Origin of the sequence: Olleya namhaensis (assembly GCF_900114005.1) — a bacterium.
GTDB lineage: Bacteria > Bacteroidota > Bacteroidia > Flavobacteriales > Flavobacteriaceae > Olleya > Olleya namhaensis.
This window is the reverse complement of the sequence record NZ_FORM01000005.1, coordinates 93915-114283: the sequence shown is the minus strand read 5'-3', so window position 1 is coordinate 114283 and position 20369 is coordinate 93915. Positions and strand designations below refer to the sequence as shown.

14 protein-coding genes and 1 pseudogene are annotated in these 20369 nt (G+C 33.5%); 4 read left to right on the top strand and 11 right to left on the bottom strand.

All coding sequences use genetic code 11. From position 1 onward, the window contains the following. Nucleotides 1–90 precede the first annotated feature (90 nt). Together BMZ09_RS09130 and BMZ09_RS09125 are read left to right on the top strand one after the other, a co-directional pair. Nucleotides 91–1374, top strand: a complete 1284-nt coding sequence (locus BMZ09_RS09130; RefSeq protein WP_090839736.1) for a tetratricopeptide repeat protein — start codon at nt 91–93, stop codon at nt 1372–1374. Between the two features lie 11 nt (nt 1375–1385). After that, nucleotides 1386–3614: a TonB-dependent receptor gene (locus BMZ09_RS09125; RefSeq protein WP_090839734.1), complete on the top strand. Its 2229-nt coding sequence runs from the start codon at nt 1386–1388 to the stop codon at nt 3612–3614. 273 nt (nt 3615–3887) lie between these two features. Here BMZ09_RS09125 and BMZ09_RS09120 read toward each other — a convergent pair whose 3' ends face one another. The 4 genes from BMZ09_RS09120 to BMZ09_RS09105 form a co-directional block, all read right to left on the bottom strand. Continuing rightward, the gene (locus BMZ09_RS09120) at nt 3888–4688 is read right to left on the bottom strand and encodes an anti-sigma factor (protein ID WP_090839732.1); all 801 of its coding nucleotides are present in this window, start codon (nt 4686–4688) and stop codon (nt 3888–3890) included. A 1-nt stretch (nt 4689) separates the two neighbouring features. Next, on the bottom strand, nt 4690–5217 hold the full coding sequence (locus BMZ09_RS09115; protein WP_090839730.1) for an RNA polymerase sigma factor: 528 nt from the start codon (nt 5215–5217) through the stop codon (nt 4690–4692). Between the two features lie 89 nt (nt 5218–5306). Continuing rightward, entirely contained in the window at nt 5307–5864 is a 558-nt protein-coding gene (locus BMZ09_RS09110) for a superoxide dismutase family protein (RefSeq protein WP_090839728.1), read from the bottom strand. 68 nt (nt 5865–5932) lie between these two features. After that, entirely contained in the window at nt 5933–9142 is a 3210-nt protein-coding gene (locus BMZ09_RS09105; protein WP_090839726.1) for a VPS10 domain-containing protein, read from the bottom strand. Nucleotides 9143–9238: 96 nt separating this feature from the next. Here BMZ09_RS09105 and BMZ09_RS09100 point away from each other — a divergent pair, with 96 nt between their 5' ends. After that, the gene (locus BMZ09_RS09100) at nt 9239–10366 is read left to right on the top strand and encodes a vWA domain-containing protein (protein WP_090839723.1); all 1128 of its coding nucleotides are present in this window, start codon (nt 9239–9241) and stop codon (nt 10364–10366) included. A gap of 156 nt (nt 10367–10522) precedes the next feature. Continuing rightward, nucleotides 10523–11989, top strand: a pseudogene (locus BMZ09_RS09095) (magnesium chelatase). 71 nt (nt 11990–12060) lie between these two features. On the opposite strand, the gene BMZ09_RS09090 reads toward BMZ09_RS09095, so the two are convergent. From BMZ09_RS09090 to BMZ09_RS09060, 7 genes are all read right to left on the bottom strand, one after another. Continuing rightward, nucleotides 12061–12624 carry a PepSY-associated TM helix domain-containing protein gene (locus BMZ09_RS09090; RefSeq protein WP_090839721.1) on the bottom strand — a complete coding sequence of 188 codons (564 nt, stop codon included), beginning with the start codon at nt 12622–12624 and terminating at the stop codon, nt 12061–12063. A 96-nt stretch (nt 12625–12720) separates the two neighbouring features. Next, complete coding sequence (locus BMZ09_RS09085) at nt 12721–13932, bottom strand: bifunctional alpha/beta hydrolase/OsmC family protein (protein ID WP_090839719.1); 1212 nt, start codon at nt 13930–13932, stop codon at nt 12721–12723. A 56-nt stretch (nt 13933–13988) separates the two neighbouring features. Next, nucleotides 13989–14561, bottom strand: coding sequence for a YdeI/OmpD-associated family protein (locus BMZ09_RS09080; RefSeq protein ID WP_090839717.1), 573 nt, complete (start codon nt 14559–14561; stop codon nt 13989–13991). A gap of 2 nt (nt 14562–14563) precedes the next feature. Further along, entirely contained in the window at nt 14564–16213 is a 1650-nt protein-coding gene (locus tag BMZ09_RS09075) for a M1 family metallopeptidase (protein WP_090839715.1), read from the bottom strand. A gap of 8 nt (nt 16214–16221) precedes the next feature. Continuing rightward, on the bottom strand, nt 16222–17556 hold the full coding sequence (locus BMZ09_RS09070) for a M28 family peptidase (RefSeq protein WP_090839713.1): 1335 nt from the start codon (nt 17554–17556) through the stop codon (nt 16222–16224). Between the two features lie 2 nt (nt 17557–17558). Next, on the bottom strand, nt 17559–18305 hold the full coding sequence (locus BMZ09_RS09065) for a sugar-binding protein (protein WP_090839711.1): 747 nt from the start codon (nt 18303–18305) through the stop codon (nt 17559–17561). Between the two features lie 156 nt (nt 18306–18461). Next, nucleotides 18462–20270 (bottom strand): acyl-CoA dehydrogenase family protein, encoded by a 1809-nt coding sequence (locus BMZ09_RS09060; RefSeq protein WP_090839709.1) that lies wholly within the window; start codon nt 20268–20270, stop codon nt 18462–18464. Between the last annotated feature and the right edge of the window lie 99 nt (nt 20271–20369).

The following is a 20369-nucleotide window of genomic DNA, read 5'->3' as shown; positions in this document are numbered from 1 at the left end:
ACCAAATTTTAACCTAGAGTACTTTTAACATACTCTAGGTTTTTATTATTTCCATTTCCTAAAACAGCAAACAACAAACAACAAAACATTATGAACACAAAACTATACATGCTACTACTTGTTATAATCACAGCAACTAGTTGTTCAGAAAACACTAAAAACATTACTAATCCAGAAGATTATAACCAGTTTTTATCTTTAAAAACAAATACTGAAACACTCAATGCAACTTCAGAATATGATTTTTGGTCCAATAAGCTGGAGATAGCACCAAACCAAATTTCTTATTTATCTCAAATAGCAGGTGCAGAATCTAGGTTATTTAAATCTACAGGGTCTATCAGTCATCTTAAAAATGCTGAACATGCATTAGTAACTTTAAACGAAAAAACACAATATAAAGCTGCCGGATACTTAAGGGCTTTGGCACGTAATTATATTTCTCAACATAAATTTAAATCAGCTTTAGTACTACTTAATAAAGCGGAAGAAAATGGTCAAAACCTTGATGGCACTCAAAAAATGCTTTTTGATGTACATATGGAATTAGGGAACTATGATCTAGCTAAAAACTATCTAGAAACGGTTAAGGATTTAAATAATTTTGGTTATTTAATTAGATTGTCTAAATGGAGTGATCATAATGGTGATTTAGATTCGGCAATAAAATATTTAGAAAAAGCAACAGCTAAAGCAGAGTCTTCTAAAGTAGATAATTTAAAAGAATGGTCTTATACTAATCTTGCCGATTTTTATGGACACGATGGACAAATACAACAATCTTATAATCATTATTTAAAAGCATTAGCTCTAAACCCAAACGACGCTTATGCTAAAAAAGGAATTGCTTGGATTGTTTATTCTCATGAAAAAAATCCAACAGAAGCTAATCGTATTTTGGATGCCATTACACAATTACATAATGCACCAGATTATTTGTTGTTTAAGGCTGAAATTGCAGAATTTCAGAATAAAGAGTTAATTAAAAACAATTATTTAAAGTCTTATTTTTTAGCAATTGAAGATCGTGATTATGGCGATATGTATAATGTGTATTCTTCAAAAATATTAGCAGAAAGTAAAAGCGAAAAAGCAATTGCCTTAGCTAAAATAGAAGTAGAAAATAGACCAACACCGCTATCTTATGATTTATTAGCATGGAGTTATTTTAATAATGATAATCCTACCGAAGCTTTAAAAATAGCAGAACAATACGTTGCGGGCAAAACATTTGAACCAGAAGTGCAGTACCATTTAGCAAAAATTTATAAGGCTAATGGTAAGCTAAAAGAAGTAGCAATGTTAAAAGAAGATTTGTTAGACAGTGGGTATGAATTAGGACCTTTAACTTTTAAAAATGTCAATAATTTATAATATTTGCGCCCATGAAAAACACACTTCTTTTAATAGTTTTAGTAGGTTTTATTTTTTCCGCTAAAGCTCAGACCATTAAGGGGATTGTTCTAAGTGACAATCAACCTTTAGAGAATGCTTATGTATATAATCAAAACTCAAAACAACATGCGCACACTAACCAATTAGGACAGTTTGTAATTAATGAAACTAAAGTTGGAGACAGTTTAGTTATTGGGCTACTAGGGTATCAAAAGCAAAACATCTTGTTAACAAAAGGGCTTTTAAATTCGTCATTAATTATTAATTTAGAAACGAAAGCTTTTTTATTAGACGAGTTGGTTTTAACAGAGCCGGTTAATGTTATTAATAGCATGGTTAAGATTGATTTGGCGACGAGTCCGATAAATTCGTCTCAAGAAATTTTAAGGAAAGTACCTGGTTTAATTATAGGTCAACACGCTGGTGGTGGTAAAGCTGAGCAACTGTTTTTAAGAGGTTTTGACGTAGACCATGGTACTGATGTTGGTCTATCTGTAGACGGTATGCCTGTAAACATGGTGTCTCATGCACATGGTCAAGGGTATAGTGATTTACACTTTTTAATACCAGAAACAATTAATACAATTAGTTTTGGAAAAGGACCTTATTATGCTAATCACGGTGATTTTAATACTGCTGGATTTGTAGATTTTAAGACTAAAGACAAGTTAGATGATAATTTAATTAGCTTTTCTGCAGGTCAGTTTAATTCACTTAGAACTTTAGGTATGTTTAATCTTTTGGATAAAAACAATTCTCAAAATGCCTATGTTGCTGTAGAATATATTGAAACGGACGGTCCTTTTAAGTCACCACAAAATTTTGATAGATTAAACCTTATTGGTAAGTATAATGCCTTTATAAACTCTAATTCTAAAGTCGCGTTAACGTTAAGTCATTTTACCAGTCAATGGGATGCATCAGGGCAAATCCCGCAGCGTTTAGTAGATAACGGAACGCTTTCTAATTTTGGAGCGGTAGATGATACGGAAGGAGGAGAAACTAGTCGTACAAATTTTAATATTCAGCACAGTACTATTTTAGATAATGATGTTGAAATGCAAACCAATGCGTTTTATTCTAATTATAAGTTTCAGTTGTATTCAAATTTCACCTTTTTCTTGGACGACCCAATAAATGGAGATCAAATTAAGCAAAAGGAAAACCGAAATATTTTTGGATTTAATACACAGTTCAAAAAAAACGTAGATTATAATACGTTTGATGTTAGTTATACTTCAGGAGTTGGTTTACGATATGATGATGTTAATGATATCGAATTGTCACATACTTTAAATAGAAAAACAACTTTAGAAAATATACAATTAGGAGATGTTAATCAGCGTAATTTATATGGGTTTTTTAATGCTGAAATTGATTTGGGAAAAGTAAAAATTACACCTGCAGTACGTTTGGAGTATATCAAGTTTCAGTACCAAGATCAATTAAGTGATACGTATAGTAATCTGACACAAAGTGAAGTTGCTGTATTACCAAAATTAAGTATTCAATATAATCAGAATAATAATTTACAATGGTTTTTAAAATCAGGAATTGGATTTCACTCAAACGACTCTAGAGTGGTTTTAAATCAAAATATAGATAATGCTTTACCAAAAGCATATGGCGTCGATTTTGGTAACATTTGGAAACCATCAAGTAAAGTTGTTATAAATACGGCATTATGGTATTTATTTTCTGAAGAAGAATTTGTGTACGTTGGTGATGCCGGAATTATTGAGCCTAGCGGAAAATCTGAACGTTATGGATTGGACTTAGGGATAAGATATCAGTTATCAGACAACATATATTTTAATACAGATGCAACGTTAACAAGAGCAAGAAGTTTAGAAGAAACGGATGGTAACGATTATATACCATTAGCTCCAGATTTTACTTTAGTAGGAGGGGTGTCTTTTAAGGATATTAATAATTTTTCAGGAGGAATAAATTACAGGTATGTGGATGACAGACCCGCAAACGAGGATAATTCGGTTCAAGCCGAAGGTTATTTTGTAACCGATCTAAACCTGAACTATGCTTTTAATACCCAATGGAAATTAGGCGTAAGTATTGAAAATGTTTTTGATACTGATTGGAAGGAAACTCAGTTTTTAACGGAGTCAAGATTACAAAATGAAGACCAGGCTGTAGAAGAAATTCATTTTACACCAGGAACACCATTTTATTTTAAAACGACATTAAGTTATTCGTTTTAAAAACAATAAAACCTTACTCATAAAATTTACGTAAGTATAGTGCAATCAATTTAGGGAAATAATTAATTGCACAACTAACAAGTATAATGTTTGATACTATGAAAAAGTAAGGTTGGTTTTTGTTAGTTTGTTTTGAAAGTGTTTGATAATTTAAATTATCAAACACTTTCTTGTTTCTAATCCTTTGGTAGTGTTTTTATAAGTTGAATGTACTCCAATAAAAAAGACACCCAATGTGGTGTCTTTTTTATTACTATTTAAAATTAGGATTTGTTATAATGACGCTAATACTCCTAATGTGTATAGTTGTTCCATTGTTGGTGTCGGACTTCCGCCAGCAGGCTCTAACGTTATACCAAAAGCTTGAGATTGATTAGCGTTTTTAAGCTTAAAAATTTTGTTGTCATCCTGTATAAAGTCGTTTATTGTACCTAAACTAGTGGGTGTTAACGGGTTTAATGTTAACGACCATACTTGGTACTCTTTACCTTCAGGTGGTTCCGGTAAACCTTTTAAATCTAAATAGACTGTATCATCTTTTTTATCCCAATATACGTTAGCATAAGCTCCTGGAGCGGCTGCTTGACCTTCTAGAGGGATGTTAATAATACTTTTGTCTCTAATTATATTTAGTAAGTTTTTAGTTTCGGCTAAATCTGTTTTAGAAGTTTCCATCTGGATTTCTAAAAAGTCTTTTTCCGTAGTAACCGTTTGTATTTGATTTTCTAAAGTAGATTTCATATTAATAGTCCAAATTAATCCACCTGCTAATACTACAGCAGCTGCCCAACCTGAATAATTTATCCATTTAGTTTTAGATCTATTTAAGCTAATAACTTTACCAGAAGTACTATTATTATTTAATCGCCCTTTAATAGTATTAAACGAAATATCTTTTTTAGGAGAGACGCTTGCTGTTAGTTTTACTATGGCTGCCTCAATCTCTAAAACTTCTTTTAATACTTCAGGGTGTTTTAACATTAGGTCATACACTTCTTTACTCTCTGTTTCAGAAAGCTGACCTGCAACGTATAGTTCTAGTATACCTGAGTTTATGTAGTCGTTAATGTTCATATTATAATACGGATTCTCTTAATTCTTTAATGCAATTTCTATTTCTAGTCTTTATCGTACCAATAGGCATATTCAATTCTTCTGAAGCTTCTTTTTGTGTAAAGCCTTTAAAGTATAATAGCTCTATAACTTCGATACATTTTTTTGCTAATTTGTCTACAAATTTCTTTATTCCAATAGCATCAGTACTACTGTCTAAATTATCTTGAGACTCTATTATATCTACGAAAAAATCGGAGTTAAGGTTTTTACTTGCATTTTTAAACGCTTTAGATCTTGTTTTGTCTATCGCCGCATTTCTAGCAATATTAATTAACCAAGTAAAAAAACGTCCTTTTTTAACGTCGTAGCTATCTGATTTGTGCCAAGCTTTTATAAAAACGTCTTGCATAAGTTCTTCAGCAATAGTGTTATCTCTAACAATATTGTAAATAACGCCATGCATACTATCACTATACATATTGTATAGTTTCTCGAATGCTTTTTCGTCCTTATTTTTAAATTGTATTACTAAATTGTCTAAATCCATATACGAATTAATGTGACTTCTAAGATATGATTTAATGGCATAAAAAAATCGCTTAAAAGCGATTTTTTTATAATAATATGGTAGGGTAATTATTCTATAATTCCACCACAGCTTACACGTCCACCAGCTGCACCAGTTGGTTGCGTTGTGTAGTCATCTGTACCTGCATGTACAATAATTGCTCTTCCTACAATGTCTTTGTTTTTGTCTCCACATCCAATACACCATTCATCAGTAGATAGCATAATTGTTGCATGTCCATTAGCATCTGCTTCCATGTTTCCAATATCTCCTTTATGGTAACCTTCCGGGCTTCCCCATTTTCCGTGAGGTGCTCCAGTTGGGTTCCAATGTCCTCCTGTAGATTTTCCGTCATCTGAAGAACAATCTGCTGTTTGATGAATATGGATTGCATGCATACCTGGCTCTAATCCACTTAACATTGCAGTAAATTTAATTTTTCCGTCTTCTTCTGTAAATACAGCATTTCCAGTTGCAGTACTTCCGCTTTTAGATTCTAATTTTAATTTGATTTTTTTAGCAGTTTCCGCTACTGTTTTTTCAGTTTCAGGTTGTGTTTTGTCCTTTTTACAGCTTATAAATACGCCAAAGGTTAACACTAATAGTAGTAATGATATTTTTTTCATTGTATGATTTTTTTATTTGATTTGTTTAAAGTTAAGCAGATAATTATGCTTTTGCAAATTACAAACAATTAATCTAAAGTAAAGGTTTTAATTTCATCTATTGCTTTAGTCATATTTATCTTAATAATGGACTGGTAATAAGGTTTAAAGGTCTCATCAAAAAAGCGATTTGTTTTATCAAGTGCTGCTTTTAAATCGGTTTTAGCATGCTGTAGCAACGTATGTTCTGTACTTGTTAGTCCAGATTGTCTTGTTGCTGTGTACCAAGAAGCGCCTCCTAATCTGTTATTAACACTTACATCTAAGGTTTTTGTAATTCCTTGTCGCTTATCTTGTTTTCCAACATAGATATCTAAAAGCGTATCTATCTCTTTAATAATGTCTTTAGAGGCTTTTATTTGGTCTTTATACTTGTCTTTATCTAATGCTGTTAATTCTGTTTTATACTTTTCAGCTAAGGTTTTATTTTTAGCTAATTGCTTTGTGGCATCCGCAGCAATTTGTCGCATGTTTTGTATTTCTTTTAAAGCAGCATAAACGTCGTCCGTGTTTTTTGCAGAGACCTCTAATCTAGGGTCTGAAGCTACCGTGATCATCGTTTCAGAAGATTGATCGCCATATTCTAAAACAGCTTTGTATGTTCCGGGTTTTACATCAACACCACCAGATTCTCTTTTTTGTTTTCTAATGGTTCTTGAAGGTCTATCGCCTCCTTTTTCGTCCATGTACCAAGTCCATTTGTGTAGGCCTTTTTCCTCAGGAACTTTACGTTTTAAGGTTCTAATTAATTTGTCTCCGTTGTATAGTTTAAGTGAAATAGAATCCCACTTGATAGCGTTTTTACTGCTTTCTGTTTCAGCTTCAGCGTTATCATCATCTGTATCTTTTTTATCTTCTTTTAAAGCTTTTACCGGATTAACTAAATACGTGAATTGTGCACCACGACCTCTGTTTTCTCCATGAAACATGGCGTCTGCACCAAATCGACTTCCTGTAGGCTGTTGGTAAGCAGCTTGATAAGCAGTAGGAGGTGAGAATAGTTGAATTTTATTAGCAATTACCTGCTTGCTTTTTGCAATAGCACGCAATGGTCTAATATCATCCAATACCCAAGCAGCACGTCCAAAAGTACCAATTACTAAATCGTGTTCTCTTGGATGGATTACTAAATCTTTTACAGATACCGTAGGGAAACCTGAAGTCCATTTAGTCCATTTATCTCCTGCATCAACAGATATGTATAACCCATCATCAGTCCCTAAAAACATTAAGTTTGGCTCTACTAAATCTTCAACAATAGATAAGGTGTAACTTTTAACATCATTTTCATCTACGATACGTTCCCAGGTCTTTCCGTAGTTTTTAGTACGGTAAGCATACGGTGTGTAATTAAAACGTCTATAATCATTCGCGATAAGCAATGCTTCTCCTTTATTTTTATTACTTGCTTTTATTTGCGCTACCCAACTTCCTTTTGGCAAACCTCTTAGGTTGTTAGAAACGTCGTCATAACTCTGTCCTCCATTTTTAGTGACATGTACACGACCATCATCTGTACCTACCCAAAACACATCTTTTTCAACAACAGATGGTTCGATAACCAAAATAGTACAATGGTTTTCTGCACCCGTTGCATCCATTGTTAAACCACCACTTTCGTGCTGTTTTTGTTTTTCAGGATCGTTAGTGGTTAAATCTGGAGAAATAACCGTCCAAGTCAATCCTTTATCTGTAGATTTATGTACAAATTGACTACCAAAATAAATGGTGCTATTATCAAATGGATCAATATTTATAGCACTATTCCAGTTAAATCTAAGCATTACATCTTTATCAGGATGTATTGGTTTTACAGTATAATTGTTTCCTGTCTGCCAGTCGTATCTGCTCACAGAGCCTTGCTGACTCATAGACCAACCGTAACGCGAATTGTCTTTATCCGGTACGACATCAAACCCATCTCCAAAACTAATTTCTTGCCAATAGCTATTTCTTATAGCTTGTGCACGCCAAACGTAAGCTGGACCTCTCCAAGATCCATTATCTTGCATCCCTCCATATACATTATATGGATACTCATTATCTACATTGATATGGTAAAACTGTGCAACTGGAATATTACCAACAAAACGCCAGTTTTTTCCACCATCTTTTGTAATGTTTAATCCACCATCATTACCATCAATCATAAAATCACCATTAGTCGGGTGGATCCACCAAGCATGATGGTCAGGGTGTACACCATTGTCTGCGCCATAAGCAGGCATTAATTGCTTGAAGTTTTTACCGCCATCTTCACTAACATTTATATAGGTGTAAACAGAATACACACGGTTTTCGTTTTGTGGGTCTACATATATTTCAGAATAATAAAAAGGTCTATTTCCAATATCACTTTTGTCATTTACTTTTTTCCATTTAAAACCTCCATCTTCACTTTTGTAAAGGGCATTTTTTTTAGCTTCGACTAAAGCATAAATAATATTTGGTTTATTAGCAGCAATTGCAACACCAATACGCCCTAATTCTCCTTTAGGAAAACCTTCTTTTTCTGTTACTTTAGTCCAGTGTTCTCCACCATCATGAGTAATATGTAATCCAGAACCTGATCCCCCAGATTTAAAAAACCAAGGGTCACGTTTGTGCTCCCAAAGTGTTGCAATTAATTTGTTAGGATTGGTAGGATCCATAACTAAGTCTGCAGCTCCTGTTTTATTGTTAGCAAATAATATTTTTTTCCATGATTTACCACCATCTGTTGTTTTAAAAATACCACGTTCTGGATGTTCTCCCCATGGACTACCAATTGCAGCAGCATAAACAATATCAGGATTTGTTGGGTCTATGACTACGCGATGGATATGTCTCGTGTTTTCTAAACCCATAGATTGCCACGTTTTTCCTGCGTCTAAAGATTTATATATTCCGTAACCACCATTTAAACTATTTCTAGGATTACCTTCTCCTGTACCAACCCAAATAACGCTAGGGTTAGATTGTTGTATAGCAACAGCTCCCACAGATGCGGTAACCTCTTTGTCAAATACAGGGTTCCATTTTATACCACCAGAAGTCGATTTCCATAAACCGCCAGATGCCGTACCAACGTACATAATATCTGGGTTGCTATGTACAACGTCTATAGATGTAACGCGTCCAGACATTCCGCCAGGACCAATGTTTCTTGGTGTCATGTTTTTGACTAAATCCATAGAGAATTCTTGCGAAAACCCTGTCAAAGAGAAGAGTAGTAAAAAGATAAAGGATAATTTTTTCATATTGGATTGATTAGTTTGCCTAAAGTTAATCAACATTATCTTAAATAGATGTTAAGACATTTATTTTGGTGTTAAAATGTCGTATTTTTATACTGCATGAAAAACAAAAATAATAACAGAAAAGGCTTTGTATTTAAACCATACGAAGCCCCTTCACAATCCCCTTTCGAAAAGCTTTTTGATGTTTTTAAAGAGTTGATTACGCATACCTCCGGAGATTTTGACGAAGCTATAGATTGGCTTCGCGAGTTAGATAAAGAATACAAATTAACGACTCCGGATTATACAATTGACGACTTTGTAGAAGACCTTAAAGCTAAAGGCTACATACGTGAAGAAATTAAACCAGACGGTAAAAAAGGTAACGCTATTACAGCAAAAACTGAGCGCGCTATTAGACAATCTGCGTTAGATCAAATATTTGGTAATATTAAACGCAGCGGATCCGGAAACCACAAAAGTAAAGGTGTTGGAATAGGAGATGAGCATACTGGCGATTTTAGAAACTACCAATTTGGAGACAGTTTGGATAAAGTGTCTATGACGGAAAGTTTGCGAAACGCACAAATTAATCATGGTATTGGCGATTTTAATTTAACCGAGGATGATTTGGTGGTTGAGGAAACCACACACAAATCGCAAATGAGTACGGTGTTAATGATAGATATCAGTCACAGTATGATTTTGTATGGTGAAGATAGAATTACGCCTGCCAAAAAAGTCGCGATGGCTTTAGCCGAATTAATTACAACACGCTACCCAAAAGATACCTTAGATATTTTAGTTTTTGGTAACGATGCTTGGCCAATTAAAATTAAAGATTTACCCTATTTAAATGTTGGACCTTACCATACAAACACTGTAGCCGGTTTAAAATTAGCAATGGATTTATTGCGTCGTAAGCGTAATACTAACAAGCAAATTTTTATGATAACAGATGGTAAACCAAGTTGCTTGCGTTTGCCTGACGGAACCTATTATAAAGATAGTAATGGCTTAAATCCATACATCACTAATAAATGCTATGCCCAAGCGCAGCAAGCTAGAAAATTGCATATTCCAATCACTACATTTATGATTGCTCAAGATCCTTATCTAATGCAATTTGTAGAAGAATTTACGCATGCCAATCAAGGAAAAGCCTTTTATACAGGTTTGAAAGGACTAGGTGAGATGATTTTTGAAGATTACGAAACAAACAGAAAAAAGAGAATTAAAGGATAGTGTTTTAGTTAAGAATTAAGAGTGAAAAGTGAAAAATTTCTCACTCCAATTAATAAAAAAAATAAAAGAATAAAGAGGATAGAAAAAACAGAGTAGAGAAGACGTAATGTTAAGTCTATTTTCTTTTGTCTATTATCTCTTTTCTAAAAATTAGATATGGAAATAAAAAATATAAAGATTTTAGGCGAATTAAAAAAAGCTGGATATAAAAGTAAGTCTATTAAAGACGAATTAAGAGATAATTTAATTGAAAGAATAAAAAGTAAAACAACTGTTTTTGAAGGTGTGCATGGTTACGAAAATACTGTGATTCCTGAGTTATAACGTGCTATTTTATCACGACATAATATTAACTTTTTAGGATTACGTGGTCAAGCTAAAACCCGCTTAGCGCGTTTAATGCTAAATTTATTGGATGAGTATATTCCTGTGGTTGAAGGGTCCGAAATTAATGACGATCCATTACAACCAATCTCACGTTTTGCAACAGAATTGATTACAGAAAAAGGAGATAAAACACCAATTACTTGGATGCATAGAAGCGAGCGTTTTGCAGAGAAATTAGCAACTCCAGATGTTACTGTTGCAGATATTATTGGTGATGTAGATCCAATAAAAGCAGCAAACTTAAAGTTGAGTTATGCAGATGACAGAGTAATACATTATGGGATGATTCCGCGTGCAAACCGTTGTATTTTTGTTATTAATGAACTACCAGATTTACAAGCTAGAATACAAGTGGCTTTATTTAATATTCTACAAGAAGGTGATATACAGATTAGAGGATTTAAATTGCGTTTACCTTTAGATATGCAGTTTATTTTTACTGCAAATCCTGAAGATTATACCAATAGAGGAAGTATTGTAACGCCTTTAAAAGATAGAATTGGATCGCAAATTTTAACGCATTATCCAAAAGATATTGAAACTGCTAAAATTATTACGCAACAAGAAGCTAAATCTGATGGTCGTCAAAAAGATAGTATTCATGTACCAGAATTAGCAAAAGACTTATTAGAACAAATTGTATTTGAAGCTAGAGACAGTGATTTTATTGACGAAAAAAGTGGTGTAAGTGCACGTTTAAGTATTACCGCTTTTGAAAACTTATTAAGTACTGCAGAACTTCGTGCTTTAAAGAATGGAGATGATACTACAACCATTAGATTATCTGACTTTTTAGGAATTATTCCTGCAATTACAGGTAAAGTAGAATTGGTTTATGAAGGAGAACAAGAAGGCGCAGCACAAGTGGCTTACAACTTAATTGGTGAAGCAGTTAAAAGTTTATTTCCTGAGTTTTTTCCTAAAATAGAAAAACTTCAAAAGCAAGAAGACGAAAGTCCTTATGACGATATCGTATCATGGTTTTTTAATAATTCAGAAGGGTTTGAATTGTTAGATGGTTTGCGTGATAAAGAATACAAAGCACTATTAGATGCTGTATCTCCTTTAGATGATTTATTAGGAAAACACCAAGCCAAACTAACAAAACAAGAAAGTTATTTTGTTAAAGAATTTGTACTTTGGGCTTTAGTAGAATATAAGCAATTAAGTAAATATAGATTTACGGAAGGGATTCAGTTTAAAGACCCTTATGGTAGTTTTATAAGTGGATTATAAAATAATAACACTAGAATAAATAAAAAAAAGCAATCTCAATTTGAGGTTGCTTTTTTTATATTATTAATTGTTTACTGCTCTGATAGGATGCGTTTATTTTTTTTAATCTGTTTCGGTTTTAACCATAATAAAAAACCACTAAAAGAAATAAATAATAAGCCTAGTCCAATAATCGTGGAGTAGATCAATTTTAGAGGCGTCGTTTTGAAGTTTAATAAATAATCGACAATAGAGCCATCATGAATCATTTCAATTAAATCCGCTGTTCTTGTTTTTGCCGAAATTATTTCCCCAGTATAACAATTGATTTGTAACTCCGTAAAATGGTCTTCAAATCTAACTTTAGCAATACCTTTTCTAGGTCTGTAGTCTATCCTATTTATAGCGGTTGACAGTTTAAGACTATCAATATATTGTATTGCGTTTTGCTCTATTTTAGCTAATGAAATTAAAGGGGTGTTGTTAGATGCTACTTTTACGGTAGAAGGTTTAAAACCAAGTTGGTCCTTCCATGCTAAAAGTAAACCCGTTGCACTCATGATAACTATAAATAGTAATAATGAGACAGCTACAATCCGGTGCGTTTTACGATACCAACGTGTCGATTTTGCTAAGTTTTTGTTCTTCTTTTTCACGGGATATAATTAACAACTATTCTAAAGAATTTGATGAACAAGAATTCTTAAAAATTAGTTAATTTTAACTTTCCGTAACATTAAAAACACACGGTACTAAACTATTTTAGTTACTACGTCTATATCGCTATGTAGTGTTTTATGCACTGGACATTTATCAGCAATTTGAAGAATACGCTGTATTTGTTTATCGTCTAAATTTCCTTTCAGTTTAATTTCTCTATTAAAAGTGTCTACTTTGATTTCTTTTTGCTCACCATTTTCAACAATCTGTTTCGCTACTTTAGTATGCGAGGTGTGCACTTCAATGTTTTGCAAATCCCAACCTTTTCGTTTAACATACATCTGAACAGTCATGGCCGTACAAGCAGATAATCCCGCAGAAACAAACTCATATGGTGAAGGACCAAAATCATTTCCACCAAAACTAGTAGGCTCATCAGCCATCATGGTATGGCTTCCCACGGTCATTTGTGTAGTGAAACCATCTTCTGCATCTAGACTTGCAACTGCTTGGTGTGTTGTGGAAACCGTATCTGTTTTAGGGATAGAAATATAGCGTTTTGCCCAACTAGCTATTACACTTCCAACATAAATAGAATCTTCCTTTCGCATTAATAAATGATCGGCACCATCAAGAGATACAAAACTTTTTGGATGTCTAGCAGCAACGTAAATTTCTTCTGCATTTTCAATTCCAACCGTAGTGTCTTGTGGCGAGTGCATTACTAACAAAGCTTTACGTAAGTTTTTAGCAACGTTTGGCAACGACTTTGTTTCTATGTCGTCTAAAAATTGTTTTTTGATTGTAAACGGACGCCCGCCAATACTCACATTTGCTTTTCCTGTAGCTTTTATTTCGTCAACACTACTTTTAATGAGATTCTCGACATGTTTTGGATTTGAAGGCGCTCCAATTGTTGCAACAGCTTTAACGGAATCTATTGTAGAAGCTGCAAAAATAACAGCAGCACCACCTAAAGAATGTCCAATTAAAAGGGTAGGAGCGGTATAGTTTTCTTTTAAATAATTAGAGGCACTAATTAAATCATCCACATTTCCTGAAAAATTAGTATTTTCAAAATCACCTTCACTTTCTCCTAAACCAGTAAAATCAAAACGTAATACACCAAAGCCATTAGAGGTTAATTCGCGAGTAATATTTTTTACTGCAGATAAGTTTTTATTACAAGTAAAACAATGTGCGAATATGGCAAAATTATGAGGATGTTGATTTATTGGAAGTTCTAAACGACCAACTAATTGTTGCCCTTCTGCATTAGTGAAATTTATTTTTTGAATATTCATTGTGTTGCGATTTTATATTAAGTCGAAAAAAAGTGAAAGCCTTTCAAATAATTATATTACCAAGTATTTCTAGATTTAATATTCGCTTCGCAAAATTTAATGATTTCTACAATTCTCTTTTGTTTTGTAGCTTCTCGTTTTGCTTGATTTAGCCAATACAAATAATGTTTTTTGTAAGATGGGGCAAAGTTGTTATAGTTTTCAAAAGCTTTAGGATTATCTTCAAATGCCAATTGTAATGCTTCTGGAATGATACCTTTCTCAACTTCATCTAAAGCAGTCCAACTTCCGTTTTTCTTACCTGTTTTAATTATTTCTAAGCCTTTTGGATGCATTAAATCTTCGGCAAGTAAGGTTTTTATATGTCTTTTGTTAAGTGCACTCCAGACACTTTTAGGATTACGTTTACAAAAGTATTGCCTTCGTTTTCCATCTCCTAAACTCTTGACAGTACTATCTATCCAACCATAGCACAAGGCTACTTTTACAGCTTCTTCCCAACGCATACTTTTGTTTTTGTGGTTTACTTTGTAAAAGATGAGGTAGATACCATCATCACTGTCGTGATTGATGTGTAACCATTCTCGCCATGCTGTGTCTGATTTAAAATAGTATTCTTCTAAATTCATTTTTAAAATTCTTTTACCGTAATATAAAAGTCTCTATCCACGACTACTTTAGAATTTTTAGACTTTAATTTTAAAGTTTGATTTTTTGAAGTTGGCAAAATCCATTGGGACTGACCATTAATTTCAATTTGAATAGGCATTACAAAGCCATCAACGGTATTAGTCCATTTGTAGTTAAGTTTTTTACCTTCAACTTTATATTCTAAAACAGGAATTTTAATACTCCTTAAATACTGATTAAAAAAGCCTTTTAAATCTAAACCAGATGCTTCTGCTAAATAATCTTCAATTTGCTGTGTTGTTACCGTTTGATGATAAAACTTACTATTTAACGTACGTAGTATCTGTCTCCATTTTTCGTCGTCATTAACTAATTGACGTAAGGTGTGTAACATATTTTCTCCTTTGTAATACATATCTCCAGAGCCTTCATTGTTTACATTATATTGCCCTATTAATGGTCTATCGTTTCTTACGTTTTTTCTTTTACCAATGACATATTCAGCAGCAGCTTCTTTTCCGTAATAGTAATCTAAAAATAGGTTTTCAGAATAAGATGTAAAACTCTCATGAATCCACATATCTGCAATATCTATATTGGTAATATTATTGGCAAACCACTCGTGTCCAGATTCATGGATGATTATAAAATCAAATTTTAAACCCCAACCAGTTCCGGATAAATCATCACCTAGATAGCCATTCATATATTTATTTCCGTAGGTTACAGAGCTTTGATGCTCCATTCCTAAATAAGGCACTTCGACTAACTTAAAACTATCTTCGTAAAAAGGATACGGTCCAAACCAATGCTCAAATGCTTTCATCATTTTTGGGGCATCTTTAAAATGCTCTTTTGCTTTTTCAAGGTTTTCTTTTAAGACGAAGTAATTCATATCTAAATCACCTTTTTCACCTTTATAAACTTCAGAGAAATTAGCATAGTTACCAATATTTATATTGACTCCATAATTATTAATTGGGTTGGCAACGTGCCAATTGGTAGTTATAGTTTCATCTTTATTATCAATAACACTTTTAAGTCTTCCATTAGAAACATTCATTAAACCTTTTGGTACAGTGACACTAATATCCATACTATCAACTTCATCATACATGTGGTCTTTGTTTGGCCACCAAACGCTAGCTCCAAGACCTTGACAGGATGAGGCAATAAAATGATTACCATTATTGTCTTTTTTCCAAGAGATTCCGCCATCCCAAGGCGCTCTAATAGCTTCACGTGGTTTCCCTTCGTAATAAGCAATTACGCTATTTGTTTCGCCTATATTTTGTTGGTCTTTAAGTGTAATAAAATGTGCATTTCCATCGTGTTTAATCTCTAATGCTTTATCATTTTGAGTCACTTTAGTCAATACTAATGGTTCTTGCAAATCAATTTGTAATACTTGGTTTGGTTTTAAAACAGTATACTGAATTGTGTTTTTACCAGCAATAGTTTTGGTCTCCGGATTAACCTTTATATCTAAATGGTAATAGGTTAAATTCCACCATTCACGCTCTGGCGTGATACTTCCGCGCAGTGTGTCTTGATGCGTAAACTTGTTTTTTTCTTGAAGTAAGCCTTGTGCATTTGCATTGACACAGAGCGTTATAACTAAAACTAAGGTTGAAATTAGTGTTTTATTCATTCTGAAATTTATCTTATTATTTTATTAGGAAACACCACAGGGCTTTCAAAACCGTCTTTTCCAACAGAAGCAATCCCGAAGAAATAGTTGTCAATAACGATGCCATCTAGCATAAATTCTGAGACATCACCAACATAACGACTGTTGTCCCAAGTAGGAGATGTGGTATCTCTCCAGTAAATTTTATAACCGATTGCACCTTCAACTTTATCCCATTTAAATTTAACGGAAGGTTCTACAATACCACCAATAGCAACTGTTTTTGGAGCAGGAGGTGCCCAAGCCAAATTAGCCATATTTATAGCGTTAACAGTAGTCAGTTTTTTTGCGTATTCAAAATTGACGTGCTCAATAACATCGCCATATTTTATGCCATTTTCTTCTCTAATATCTTGGTGTTGCTGTACATAGTTTTCGTGCGCTTCCATAATTCGGATCCCTGCAAATCCTAAGTCGTTAAAAGGTCTATGGTGTCCACCGCGTCCAAAACGATCTAATCTATAAACCATCATCGGATTCATTTCTGGCATGTATGTTTTTACTGTTTTATGTACGTAACGGGCTAATTGACGAGAAATCCCATCGACTTCTCCCCCATAAAAACGTCTAAGTGTACGTTCTCTCTCGGTTTCGTTAGCAGGAACAGGTTCTGAAAAAATTCTAAAAGTGCGATTATCAATAACACCATCAACACCTTTAATGTTTCCAATCATGTCATTGTTAAGTATTCCGATAATATCCCAACCTTGCGCTTTAGCATATTTTGCTAAGCCACTACCGCCAAAAAGACCTTGCTCTTCTCCAGATAAACCAACATAAACAATACTGTTTTCAAATTTGTATTTGGACAAAACTCTTGCAGCCTCAATAGTTCCGGCCATACCAGAAGCATTATCGTTTGCCCCAGGTGCATCTTTTGTAAACTCCATGGTATCACTTCCACGAGAGTCGATATCACCACTCATTATAATATAACGATTTGGATATTTCGTTCCTTTTTGAATAGCCACAACATTGACAATCCAAGCATCGTGTGGTACGCGCTTGTTACCTTCTTTAGTAACAAAGTCTTTTTGATACGTTACGTCTAAGCAATTTTTACAGTCGGAAGAAATAGCTTCAAATTCTGATTTTATCCATCGTCGTGCAGCACCAATTCCTCTAGTTTCTGAAATAGTATCACTAAAGGTGTTTCTAGTACCAAAATCGACTAATTTTTGAATGTCTTTTTCAATGCGTTCTGCGGAAACAGCATCAATAATATCATATATCTTTTGGCTAGTTTGTGCGGTTGTTATTAAGGTGAAAGTTAAAAAACTTATTACAAGGTATATCTTTTTCATAGTTATTCTTTTAAAATTAAAGTTCCGAAAACGGAAGCGTCTATCCATCCTCTATTTTTATCTTTTCCTTCAATAGCTTCAGACCCAATAAAGTTTTCTCGAGTTTTACTTTTGTCATTATCGCAGTATGCAATAGCAAATCCTATATTTTTATCCGTTTTTAGTGTTACTGGATTATTTTGTTTTCCATCTACAAAACTATCGTCATATATATTTATTTTAAGTTCCCAAATAGACGTGTTTTCAGAAGTGATACGTTTAGATTGGACATGATTATTGTATAATGTTGGTATGTCACCAGGTGCAATATCCACGACATTGCCATCTAATCCTACGTGATAGGCAAAAGCATTATGATTATATTGATGTTGCCCACCACTATTATCTTCATCTATAAACACCTCGACACAATCGTTATCCCACCATAGTTTTAAGGGCTCTTTGTTTATTGTAGTTAGTAAATCATCATGTATTTCTACTAAAGCATATAAAGCATTGGCGTCCCAGGCTAATTTATATTGACCTTTAAAATCGTCTTCAGAGTAGGTGTCTCCCAACCATTTTTGATCAATTGGATACCATTTTGAAGATTTCCAAATAGCTTCTGTAGCTTTTCCATCTATTGTTGGACTAGTAATAGCTTTGTGTACAACTTTAAGTTGTTTAGCTGGTTTTGGAATAATAGTTTTATCTTCCTTACAGCTTATTAATAGAAGTGTTGTAAAGAGTAGAATGATGAGTTGTTTCATTACTTTTAAAATTTCTTCTAAATTAATGAAAAATAAAAAACCACTTCAATTTGAAATGGCTTTTAACTAATAATTTACGACTTAGGTTTTGTTTGAATTAAAAAAAAAGCTGTTTCATTACAAAACAGCTTTTTTAGGGTAATTAAAACTTAATTTTTAGAAGCAGTATTTTCCTTCTGCTTTTACTTTTTCAGCAATCTCGATACGTAAATCTACGATATCTGGATAGTTAGCATATTTTGTAAAACGCTTAAGCCCCATTAACATCATACGTTGTTCGTCTCCTTCAGCAAAAGAAATAATACTTTCTTTTCCTTTTTCTTCAACGATATCTACAGCATGATATAAATATAATTTAGCCATTGCGATTTGAGCAGATTGCTCTTTTTCGCTAGTACGCTTAACATTTTTCTCTGTTCTTAAAATTGCAGATTCTGCCATGTAGATTTCAATTAAGATATCTGCAGCTGCAATTAATAATTGTTGATGATCTTCTAATTGAGGACCATATTTTTGAACAGCACCACCAGCAACCATTAAGAATGTTTTCTTAAGTTTTGCTATCATGATTTTTTCTTCTGAAAATAACTCAGAGTAATCAGGCGTTTCAAAAGATGGTATACCCATTAATTCTTCTTGTACTTTAGAAGCAGGACCTAATAAGTCTACATGACCTTTCATTGCCTTTTTTACTAACATACCAACAGCTAACATTCTGTTAATCTCGTTAGTTCCTTCATAAATACGTGCAATTCTAGCATCTCTCCAAGCTGACTCCATAGGCGTTTCTTCAGAGAATCCCATTCCACCAAAAATTTGGATTCCTTCATCTGCACAATTTTGTACATCTTCAGACACAGCAACTTTTAAGATAGAACACTCAATTGCATATTCTTCAACACCTTTAAGTTCTGCTTCTTGATGTGTATTTCCAGCAGCTTCACGCATTGCGATTCTGTCTTCAATATTTTTAGCAGCTCTATAAGTAGCAGATTCACCAGCATAAGCACTTGCAGCCATTTCAGCTAACTTTACTTTAATTGCTCCAAAATCTGCAATAGGTGTTTTAAATTGCTTACGCTCTTTAGCATAATTTACAGCAGTAGTTAAAATTCTTCTTTGAGAATCTAAACATGCAGCAGCTAATTTAATACGACCAACGTTAAGTGCATTCATCGCAATTTTGAAACCTTCACCACGACCAGCTAACATATTTTCAGCAGGAACAACAGTGTCGTTAAAAAATACTTGACGCGTAGAAGAGGCACGAATACCTAATTTATGTTCTTCTTCACCTAAAGTAATCCCATTTGGAGTATCTCCATTATATTCTACTATAAATCCAGTAATATTTTTATCACCTTCAATACGAGCAAAAACGATCATCACGCTACAGAAACCTGCATTTGAGATCCACATTTTTTGACCGTTAATTTTGTATGATTTTCCATCTGCAGAAAGCTCTGCAGTTGTTTTACCAGAATTTGCATCAGATCCAGCTCCAGGCTCTGTTAAACAGTAAGCTCCAAACCACTCTCCAGATGCTAATTTTGGTACGTATTTTTGTTTTTGCTCCTCTGTACCATATAAAGTAATTGGCATAGTACCAATTCCTGTATGAGCACCAAAAGCAGTACTAAATGATCCAGTTCCAGAAGAAATATAATCACAAGTTAATACTGTAGAAACAAATCCCATTCCCATTCCGCCAAAAGCTTCAGGTACTGCGACACTTAAAAAGCCCATGTCTCCAGCTTTACGCATAACTTCTTCAGTTAATGCATAATCTTTAGCTTCAAAACGTGCTTTATGAGGAATGATCTCACGATCATTAAATTCCATTACAGAATCTTTCATCATTGATTGTTCTTCTGAAAAATCTTCAGGAGTAAACACGTCTTCACAATTTGTTTCTTTTACAAGGAATTGACCTCCTCTTAATATATCTTTTTCTTCTGTTGCCATAACTATATTATAATCTTGTTATACTTATTATTGTTTGTCTGTTCAAGCGTAGTCGAGTACTATTTTTTTTACTATCCGATTTAAAAAGTCTCGACTGCG